The sequence below is a fragment of the Rhodococcus sp. NPDC057014 genome (assembly GCF_042673295.1).
Lineage (GTDB): Bacteria > Actinomycetota > Actinomycetes > Mycobacteriales > Mycobacteriaceae > Rhodococcus_F.
On sequence record NZ_JBHUSF010000341.1, the window covers coordinates 1 to 9,397 of the forward strand.

The 9,397-nt window shown below is 66.5% G+C and carries 9 protein-coding genes; 8 read left to right on the plus strand and 1 reads right to left on the minus strand.

The genetic code is table 11. From position 1 onward, the window contains the following. Positions 1 to 61: 61 nt before the first annotated feature. Positions 62 to 1,351 (minus strand): isocitrate lyase, encoded by a 1,290-nt coding sequence (gene aceA, locus ACFTZB_RS38505; protein WP_072939629.1) that lies wholly within the window; start codon positions 1,349 to 1,351, stop codon positions 62 to 64. Between the two features lie 402 nt (positions 1,352 to 1,753). On the opposite strand from aceA, the gene ACFTZB_RS38510 reads away from it, so the two are divergent. The 8 genes from ACFTZB_RS38510 to ACFTZB_RS38545 form a co-directional block, all read left to right on the plus strand. Then, positions 1,754 to 2,044 carry an FmdB family zinc ribbon protein gene (locus tag ACFTZB_RS38510; protein ID WP_378440113.1) on the plus strand — a complete coding sequence of 97 codons (291 nt, stop codon included), beginning with the start codon at positions 1,754 to 1,756 and terminating at the stop codon, positions 2,042 to 2,044. 21 nt (positions 2,045 to 2,065) lie between these two features. Further along, positions 2,066 to 3,325, plus strand: a complete 1,260-nt coding sequence (gene fmdA / locus ACFTZB_RS38515) for a formamidase (RefSeq protein WP_378440099.1) — start codon at positions 2,066 to 2,068, stop codon at positions 3,323 to 3,325. A 73-nt stretch (positions 3,326 to 3,398) separates the two neighbouring features. Beyond that, complete coding sequence (gene ramB / locus ACFTZB_RS38520) at positions 3,399 to 4,811, plus strand: acetate metabolism transcriptional regulator RamB (RefSeq protein ID WP_007301354.1); 1,413 nt, start codon at positions 3,399 to 3,401, stop codon at positions 4,809 to 4,811. Between the two features lie 207 nt (positions 4,812 to 5,018). After that, on the plus strand, positions 5,019 to 6,269 hold the full coding sequence (gene urtA / locus ACFTZB_RS38525) for an urea ABC transporter substrate-binding protein (protein WP_378440102.1): 1,251 nt from the start codon (positions 5,019 to 5,021) through the stop codon (positions 6,267 to 6,269). 48 nt (positions 6,270 to 6,317) lie between these two features. Next, positions 6,318 to 7,202, plus strand: a complete 885-nt coding sequence (urtB, locus tag ACFTZB_RS38530) for an urea ABC transporter permease subunit UrtB (protein ID WP_378440104.1) — start codon at positions 6,318 to 6,320, stop codon at positions 7,200 to 7,202. Further along, entirely contained in the window at positions 7,199 to 8,317 is a 1,119-nt protein-coding gene (gene urtC / locus ACFTZB_RS38535) for an urea ABC transporter permease subunit UrtC (RefSeq protein WP_378440106.1), read from the plus strand. The genes urtB and urtC overlap by 4 nt, the downstream gene beginning before the upstream one ends. Next, entirely contained in the window at positions 8,314 to 9,159 is an 846-nt protein-coding gene (urtD, locus tag ACFTZB_RS38540; protein WP_378440109.1) for an urea ABC transporter ATP-binding protein UrtD, read from the plus strand. Before urtC ends, urtD begins: the two co-directional genes overlap by 4 nt. Next, positions 9,146 to 9,397 (plus strand): ATP-binding cassette domain-containing protein (locus tag ACFTZB_RS38545; protein WP_378440111.1); only part of this gene is annotated, 252 nt, incomplete at its 3' end. The genes urtD and ACFTZB_RS38545, both read left to right, overlap by 14 nt.

A 9,397-nucleotide genomic window follows, 5' to 3' on the forward strand; every position in this document is an offset into this window, starting at 1 on the left:
CTCCCCGGGGTCGGGTTGATCAGGTGAAACCGTGATCGGTCGAAGCCTCGGAGAACAAGGCTCAGTGGAACTGGCCCTCTTCGGTGGAGCCCTTCAGCGCAGCCGTCGACGTGTTGGGGTCGACCGTGGTGGCGATGCTGTCGAAGTAGCCGGCGCCGACCTCACGCTGGTGCTTGATGGCCGTGAAGCCACGCTCCTCGGCGGCCTTGAACTCGCGCTCCTGCAGGTCGACGAAGGCGGTCATGCCCTCGCGGGCGTAGCCGTGGGCCAGGTCGAACATGCCGTAGTTGAGCGAGTGGAAGCCGGCCAGGGTGATGAACTGGAACTTGAAGCCCATCGCGCCGAGCTCCTTCTGGAACTTCGCGATGGTCGCGTCGTCCAGGTGCGCCTTCCAGTTGAAGGACGGGGAGCAGTTGTAGGCGAGCAGCTGGTCGGGGAACTCGCTGCGGACGGCCTCGGCGAACTTCTTGGCGACCTCGAGGTCCGGCACGCCGGTCTCCATCCAGATGAGGTCGGAGTACGGGGCGTAGGCCTTGGCACGCGCGATGCAGGGCTCGATGCCGTTCTTGATGCCGTAGAAGCCCTCGGCGGTGCGGGTGCCGTCGAGGAACGGGCGGTCACGCTCGTCCACGTCGGAGGTGATGAGGGTGGCGGCCTCGGCGTCGGTTCGCGCGATGACGACGGTGGGGACGTCCGCGACGTCGGCCGCGAGGCGAGCCGAGGTCAGGGTGCGGATGTGCTGCTGCGTGGGGATGAGCACCTTGCCACCGAGGTGGCCGCACTTCTTCTCCGACGCGAGCTGGTCCTCCCAGTGCGAACCGGCGACACCGGCCGCGATCATGGCCTTCTGCAGCTCGTAGACGTTGAGCGCGCCACCGAAGCCGGCTTCACCGTCGGCGACGATCGGGGCGAGCCAGTTGTCGACGGAGGTGTCACCCTCGACCTTGGCGATCTCGTCGGCGCGCAGCAGCGCGTTGTTGATGCGGCGCACGACCTGCGGGACCGAGTTGGCCGGGTAGAGGCTCTGGTCGGGGTAGGTGTGTCCGGACAGGTTCGCGTCACCGGCGACCTGCCAGCCGGACAGGTAGATGGCCTTGAGTCCTGCACGGACCTGCTGCACGGCCTGGTTGCCGGTCAGCGCGCCCAGCGAGTTGATGTAGTCCTCGTTGTTCACGAGGTCCCAGAGGATCTCGGATCCACGGCGTGCGAGGGTCGCCTCTTCGACAACGGTGCCCTGGAGCTTGGTGACCTGCTCCGCCGTGTAGTTGCGGGTTACTCCCTTCCAGCGCGGGTTGGTGTCCCAATCCTGCTGGATTTCAGCTGCGGTCTTCGGGGTGCCGGTGGTCGACATCAAGACTCCACTCTCTTCGACTTCTGGTCCGGTACGGATGTACTGCTTCACATCCTTGCCAGGCCCTTCGTATGTACTCACCGAGAATGGCATAAGCAAAAAGTGCCGTCTACCTGTTGCTACTGCCAATCTCGGCTAGCTTTTCACAACACTTTGCAAAGACTGTTAAGAAAGTTCAGCGCCACACCTGCCCGATCGGGGAGGAAAAATACTCGCCAGTAGCAAAAACTCGCAGGTGGTGAACCACATGCACGCAACCCGTCGTACACAGATAACTGCCCCCGCCCGACCGTGCCGTTCCCCGTCCGCGGAGGCGCCTCCGACAGCCCGATGTGACTGCAATCACCGATCCGGTCGGCTACCGTGACCTCGAATGGTCTCCTCCGGGCGAAGGGCACCACGATGCCGCTGTACGAATTCCGATGCGCCGCCGATTGCGGCCCGTTCGAGCGGTCGTTCCCCATGGCCGACGTGCCCCGATCGGTCCCCTGCCCCGGATGCGAAGGCGACGCCGCCCGGCTCGTGTCCTCCCCGCGCCTCGGACACGGATCTTCGTCCGCGATGAAACTCCTCGACGCAACGAAGAGGTCGGCTCACGAACCGGCCGTCGTCGCCGGACCGCCACCGCGGGCCGCGACCGGGCGTTCACCCGTCACGAACAACCCGCTGCATCGCCGACTTCCTCGTCCCTGACCGGCCACCGAAGGAGCGCACATGCCCGAACTGCTGTTTCCGCTCGATTCCTCGAAGAAGTTCACCGACCAGGCGATAGTCGGGCACAACCGCTGGCACCCCGACATCCCGGCCGCAGTCACGGTGAAACCGGGCGACTCCTTCCGCGTGCACTGCCGCGAATGGTTCGACGGCGCCATCCACAACGACGACTCCGCCGACGACATCCTCAACGCACCGCTCACCACCGTGCACACCCTGTCCGGACCGTTCGCCGTGGAGGGCGCAAAGCCCGGCGACCTGCTGATCGTCGACATCCTCGACGTCGGGCCCATCCCCCAGGAGGATTCCGGCCCGCTGGCCGGCCAGGGCTGGGGCTACACGGGCATCTTCTCCCGCCACAACGGCGGCGGATTCCTCACCGAGCAGTTCCCCGACGCCTACAAGGCCGTCTGGGACTTCGCCGGCCAGACCGCCACGTCGCGCCACGTCCCCCACGTCTCGTTCACCGGCATCGTGCACCCCGGGCTGATGGGCACCGCGCCGTCGGCCGCCCTCCTGTCGAAGTGGAACGCGAGGGAGGGCGCGCTCATCGCCACCGACCCGGGCCGGGTTCCCCCACTCGCGCTGCCGCCCGAACCGCAGGACGCCGTCCTCGGGTCCCTGTCGGGTTCCGACTTCGACCGCGTCGCCGGCGAGGCGGCCCGCACCGCGCCCCCGCGCGAGAACGGCGGCAACCAGGACATCAAGAACCTCACCCAGGGCAGCCGCGTCTTCTACCCGGTGTTCGTCGACGGAGCGAACCTGTCGGTCGGCGATCTGCACTTCTCCCAGGGCGACGGCGAGATCACGTTCTGCGGCGCCATCGAGATGGGCGGCTTCATCGACCTGCGCGTCGACATCATCCCCGGCGGGATGGACACGTACGGCGTGTCCGAGAACGCGATCTTCATGCCCGGCAACACCGATCCGCAGTACTCGGAATGGCTCGCGTTCTCGGGGACGTCCGTCACCCTGGACGGGGAACAGAAGTACCTCGACTCGCACCTGTCGTATCAGCGTGCATGTCTCCACGCGATCGACTACCTCACCAAGTTCGGGTACAGCCCCGAGCAGGCGTATCTCCTGCTCGGCGCCGCGCCGATCGAGGGCAGGCTGTCCGGGGTCGTGGACATCCCGAACTCCTGCTCGACCGTGTACCTGCCGACGGCGATGTTCGACTTCCCCGTCGCACCGTCGGCGTCGGGTCCGTACCGGATCGACCCGGGGATCGGCGCCCCGCGCTCGGAGAACAGGGCCTGACCTCCCGACCCGCGCGAGCAAATCTTGCGAAGGTTCCGTTCGCACAGCTGACCTGCGCCGGTACCATTGCCGTATGTCCAAGACCTTCGTCGGCACCCGGTTGCGTCAGCTCCGAACCGAGCGTGGTCTGAGCCAGGCGGCGCTGGCGAAGACGCTGGAGATCTCGGCCAGCTACCTCAATCAGATCGAGCACGACGTCCGGCCGCTGACGGTGCCGGTGCTGCTGCGGATCAGCGAGGTCTTCGGCGTCGACACCACGTTCTTCTCGTCCCAGGACGACACGCGCCTGATCGCGGAGATGCGCGAGGTGGCGCTGGATCAGGAGATGGGGATCGACGCCGACGCCCAGGAGATCGCGGAGATGGTGGCGTCGCATCCGGGCCTGGCCAAGGCGATGGTCAACATGCACCGCCGCTTCCGCAACACCACCGCCCAGCTGGCGCTCGCGACGGAGGACCGCTACAGCGACGGCAGCGGCAGCGGCTCGATCACGATGCCGCACGAGGAGGTCCGCGACTACTTCTATCAGCGGCAGAACTATCTGCACGAGCTGGACACCGCCGCGGAGGAGCTGACGGCGCGGATGCGGTTCCACCGCGGCGACGTCGGCGGTGAGATCGCCCGCCGGTTGCAGACGGTGCACGACGTGCAGATCGTCAAGCGCATCGACCTCGGCGAGAACGTCCTGCACCGGTACGACCCCGAGTCGCGGCTGCTGGAGATCTCGCCGCACCTGTCGGGTGGGCAGCAGGTGTTCAAGTTCGCGACCGAACTGGCGTTCCTCGAATACGGCGACCTGCTGGACAAGCTGGTGGCGGAGGGCGGCTTCACGAGCGACGAGTCGGTCGCGCTCGCCCGGCTCGGGCTGGCCAACTACTTCGCTGCGGCCACGGTCCTCCCCTACGGCCAGTTCCACGACGTGGCCGAGGACTTCCGCTACGACATCGAGCGCTTGTCGGCGTTCTACTCGGTGAGCTACGAGACGATCTGCCACCGACTCTCCACGCTGCAGCGTCCGAAGCTGCGCGGTGTCCCGTTCATGTTCGTGCGCGTCGACCGGGCCGGCAACATGTCGAAGCGGCAGTCCGCCACCGGGTTCCATTTCTCCACCAGCGGCGGCACGTGCCCGCTGTGGAACGTGTACGAGACGTTCGCGTACCCGGGCAAGATCATGAACCAGATCGCGCAGATGCCCGACGGCCGCCGGTACCTGTGGATCGCCCGCACCGTCGAACGCCGCGCCCAACGTTACGGTCAGCCCGCCAAGATCTTCGCGATCGGGCTGGGCTGCGAGATCCGGCACGCGCACCGTCTCGTGTACGGCGACGGACTGGACCTCGACGATTCCAACCCGGGCACCCCGATCGGTGCCGGTTGCCGGGTGTGCGAGCGCGTCAACTGCCCGCAGCGCGCGTTCCCCCCGCTCGGTAAGCAACTCGACATCAGCGAGCACCAGAGTTCGGTGTCGCCCTATCTGATCCGTTAGCGCACACCGGTTCCCGGCCACGCCGGGGCACTGTGAGCGGTTGTTCACGCAACCGTAATTCGCGTCACGAACACGTCACCGCCAGACATTCAGGCGCAACAACGGCCGCTTAATGTTCGCCCCACGAATACACCTCTGTATACGTGGGGCGGATACATGTCCCGGGTTGCGGAGGTCCACCCAGTCCTCCGACGGAAAGGCCCGTACATGCGCACCTTCTCCAAGCGCGCCCTCGCTGCACCGACCGCGCTCGCCGCCATCGGGCTCGTGCTGACCGGTTGCGGCAGCAAGGCGTCCGACACGGCCGGCGAGTCCACGGCGGCGTCCTGTGTGGACACGTCCGGGGACACGATCAAGGTCGGGTCGCTGAACTCGCTGTCCGGCACCATGGCCATCAGTGAGGTGACCGTCCGGGACTCGATCGCACTCGCGGTCGACGAGATCAACAACTCGGGCGGCGTGCTCGGCAAGAAGATCCAGATCGTGGCCGAGGACGGTGCGTCGGAGCCCACCGTGTTCGCGGAGAAAGCGGAGAAGCTCATCAGCAGCGACTGCGTCGCAGCCGTGTTCGGCGGCTGGACGTCGTCGAGCCGCAAGGCGATGCTGCCGGTCTTCGAGGACAACAACTCGCTGCTCTACTACCCCGTGCAGTACGAGGGGCTCGAGGACTCGAAGAACATCTTCTATACCGGCGCCACCACCAATCAGCAGATCGTTCCCGCTCTCGACTACCTGAAGGAGAAGGGCGTCACATCGCTGTACCTGGTGGGTAGCGACTACGTGTTCCCGCAGACGGCCAACCGCATCATCAAGGCGTACGCGGAGGCCAACGGCATCGAGATCAAGGGCGAGGACTACACACCGCTCGGCTCCACCGACTTCTCGACCATCGTCAACAAGGTCCGCTCCGCCGACGCGGACGCCGTGTTCAACACCCTGAACGGCGATTCCAACGTCGCGTTCTTCCGCGAGTACGCGAACGTCGGCCTGAAGCCCGCCGACATGCCCGTCGTGTCCGTGTCGATCGCCGAGGAGGAGGTCGGCGGCATCGGCGTCCAGAACATCGAAGGTCAGCTGACCGCATGGAACTACTACCAGACCGTCGACACGCCGGAGAACAAGAAGTTCGTCGACGCGTACAAGGCCCGGTACGGCGCGAACAAGCCGACGTCCGACCCGATGGAAGCCGCGTACACGTCCGTGTACCTGTGGAAGAACACCGTCGAGAAGGCGAACTCGTTCGCCACCAAGGACATCCAGGACAACGCGGACGGCGTCACGTTCGCCGCACCGGAGGGTCTGGTCACCATCGACGGGTCCAATCACCACATCACCAAGACCGCGCGGATCGGTGAGATCCGGGGCGACGGCCTGATCTACACGGTCTGGGATTCGGGCACCCCGATTCAGCCGGACCCGTACCTGAAGTCCTACCCGTGGGCCGAGTCGCTGGGGTAGCTGGAACACGGTCCGACGAGCACGAGGGAAGAGAGAGGACATACATCGATGGATGTAGTGATCGGACAGCTGTTCACCGGGTTGAGTATCGGATCGATCCTGTTGCTCGCGGCGCTGGGGCTGTCGTTGACGTTCGGCCAGATGGGCGTCATCAACATGGCCCACGGCGAATTCATCATGGCCGGCTCGTACACGGCCTACGTGGTGCAGCAGGTGGTGTCGAGTGCCACCGGTTCCCTGTTCGTCTCTCTGCTCGTCGGCTTCGTGGTCGGTGGTGCGATGGGCGTCCTGCTCGAGGTGACACTCGTGAAGCGGATGTACCACCGGCCGCTGGACACGCTGCTGGTGACGTTCGGTGTGGGTCTGATCCTGCAGCAACTGGCCCGCGACGTCTTCGGGGCGCCCGCCGTCAACGTCGCCGCACCGGGCTGGCTGTCCGGCGGGGTGGAGATCCTGGGCGCGGTGGTCCCGAAGACGCGGCTGTTCATCCTGGTTCTCGCGGTCGTGGCCGTCGTCGCGCTGTCACTGGCGATGCAGAAGTCGTCGATGGGACGCCGGATCCGCGCTGTCGTGCAGAACCGCGACCTCGCGGAGACGAGCGGGATCTCCAGTCGCCGAACCGATGTGACGACGTTCTTCATCGGCTCCGGGCTGGCCGGTGTCGCGGGTGTGGCGCTGACTTTGATCGGCTCGACGAGCCCGACCATCGGCCAGAGTTACCTCATCGACGCGTTCCTGGTGGTCGTGGTCGGCGGCCTGGGACAGATGAAGGGTGCGGTGATCGCCGCGTTCGCGCTCGGCATCCTCAATTCGTTCGTCGAGTACTCGACCACGGCGTCGATCGCCAAGGTCATCGTGTTCGTGGTCATCGTGGTGTTCCTCCAGGTTCGGCCGCAGGGCCTGTTCGCCGTCAAGACGAGGAGTCTCGTATGAGCATCCTGACGAGTGGCCGCTACCGCGCGTGGGCGGGATTCGCGCTGGCCGCGCTGCTTCTGTTCGTTCTCGCGCCCGCGGTCCTCAGCGACTTCCGGCTGAGTCTGCTCGGCAAGTTCTTGTGCTTCGCGATCGTCGCGGTCGGTATCGGCCTGGCGTGGGGCCGCGGCGGCATGCTCACCCTCGGCCAGGGGGTGTTCTTCGGACTGGGCGCCTACATGATGGCGATGCACCTGAAGATCGCCGACGCCGAACTCCGCGGCGACACCGTGCCCGACTTCATGCAGATCGCGGGCATCCGCGAACTGCCGGGCTACTGGGTGCCGTTCACGTCGCCGATCGTGACGATCCTGGGAATCCTCCTGATCCCCGCGTCGGTGGCGTTCGTCCTCGGCCTCGGCGTGTTCAAGCGCCGCGTCAAGGGCGCGTACTTCGCGATCCTCAGCCAGGCACTCGCCGCCGCGTTCGCCATCCTGCTGGTGGGTCAGCAGAGCACCGGAGGGAGCAACGGCCTCAACAGGTTCCGCACGTTCTTCGGTTTCAACCTGAACGATCCCGCCAACAAGCAGATGCTGTTCTTCATCGCCGCCGGCGTGCTGCTCGCCGTCGTCGCCGTCACCCGGCAACTGATGAACAGCCGGTACGGCGAACTGCTCGTCGCCGTCCGGGATCAGGAGGAGCGGGTGCGCTTCCTCGGCTACGACCCGGCGAACATCAAACTCCTCGCCTACGTGACGGCAGCGTTCTTCGCCGGTCTCGCCGGTGCGCTGTTCGTGCCGATCGTCGGCATCATCTCCCCCGCCGACGTCGGGATCGTCCCGTCGATCGCGTTCCTGATCGGGGTGGCCATCGGCGGACGCTCCACGCTCCTCGGCCCCGTCCTCGGCGCGATCGGTGTGGCATGGGCGCAGAGCGCCTTCTCGGAGTCGTTCCCGTCCGGCTGGATCTACGCGCAGGGTCTGCTGTTCATCGTGGTCGTCGGCATCTTCCCGGCCGGCGTCGCGGGGCTGTTCGCGCTGCTGAAGCGCAAGCAGAAAGCCGCGTCCGAACAGCAGCCACCGCCCGGTCCGGAGGACGAGACCGAGACGGCGGAACGAATGGAGATGGCGCGATGACGATTCCCACCACAACCAGGGAGCCGGTGCCCGGCGGCAACGCCGGAATGTCCAGTGAGTACCTCGAGGTCCGGGACCTGCGGGTCAGCTTCGACGGCTTCAAGGCCGTCGACGGCGTCGACCTCACCCTGATGCAGGGCGATCTGCGGTTCCTGATCGGCCCCAACGGCGCAGGCAAGACCACGCTGGTCGACGCCATTACCGGGCTCGTCCCGGCGACGGGGTCGGTCACGAAATCCGGCGTCGAGTTGATCGGCAAGAAGGTGCACCGCATCGCCCGGCTCGGCGTGGGCCGCACGTTCCAGACGGCGAGTGTGTTCGAGGAACTGTCGGTGCTTCAGAACCTCGACATCGCGGCGGGCTCCGGCCGCTCGGCGCTCACGCTGCTGCGTCGCCGCAAGGCGGTGCTCCCCGCGATCGAGGAGGCGCTCGACGTCACGGGTCTCGGCAAACTCCGCGACACCCCGGCCGGAATCCTCGCGCACGGGCAGAAGCAGTGGCTCGAGATCGGCATGCTCCTCGTGCAGAACTGTTCGGTCCTGCTGCTCGACGAGCCGGTGGCGGGCATGAGCCACGAGGAACGCGAGGAGACGGGAAACCTGCTGCGCCGCATCGGCGGTGAACGGACCGTCGTGGTGGTCGAGCACGACATGGACTTCATGCGCGCGTTCGCGACCTCGGTGACGGTGTTGCACGCCGGGAAGGTGCTGAGCGAGGGCACGGTCGAACAGGTGCAGGCCGATCCACGGGTGCAGGAGGTGTACCTCGGGACCGCCGCGGCGGGCGCCGCCCCCGAGTTGCAGCCCGACGTTGCGAAGGAGGACAGCGATGCTCGAGCTTGACGACGTCCGGGCCGGGTACGGCCGGACCGAGGTGATCCACGGAGTGTCGCTGACGGTCCCGTCGGACGGGGTGGCCGCGGTGATGGGACACAACGGCGCGGGCAAGACCACGCTTCTCCGGGCCGCGGTCGGATTGATCAAGGTGAATTCCGGGCGGGTGCTGTTCGACGGCGAGGACGTCACGGCGCTGCGGCCCAGCGCCCGGGTGGCGCGCGGCCTCGCATACGTGCCGCAGGGC

Bases quoted from the DNA above. Each gene is read 5' to 3' on its own strand.
- urtC (WP_378440106.1), top strand. From the start codon at position 7,199: ATGAGCATCCTGACGAGTGGCCGCTACCGCGCGTGGGCGGGATTCGCG.
- fmdA (WP_378440099.1), top strand. From the start codon at position 2,066: ATGCCCGAACTGCTGTTTCCGCTCGATTCCTCGAAGAAGTTCACCGAC.
- urtA (WP_378440102.1), top strand. From the start codon at position 5,019: ATGCGCACCTTCTCCAAGCGCGCCCTCGCTGCACCGACCGCGCTCGCC.
- aceA (WP_072939629.1), bottom strand. From the start codon at position 1,351: ATGTCGACCACCGGCACCCCGAAGACCGCAGCTGAAATCCAGCAGGAT.
- urtB (WP_378440104.1), top strand. From the start codon at position 6,318: ATGGATGTAGTGATCGGACAGCTGTTCACCGGGTTGAGTATCGGATCG.
- ramB (WP_007301354.1), top strand. From the start codon at position 3,399: ATGTCCAAGACCTTCGTCGGCACCCGGTTGCGTCAGCTCCGAACCGAG.
- urtD (WP_378440109.1), top strand. From the start codon at position 8,314: ATGACGATTCCCACCACAACCAGGGAGCCGGTGCCCGGCGGCAACGCC.
- ACFTZB_RS38510 (WP_378440113.1), top strand. From the start codon at position 1,754: ATGCCGCTGTACGAATTCCGATGCGCCGCCGATTGCGGCCCGTTCGAG.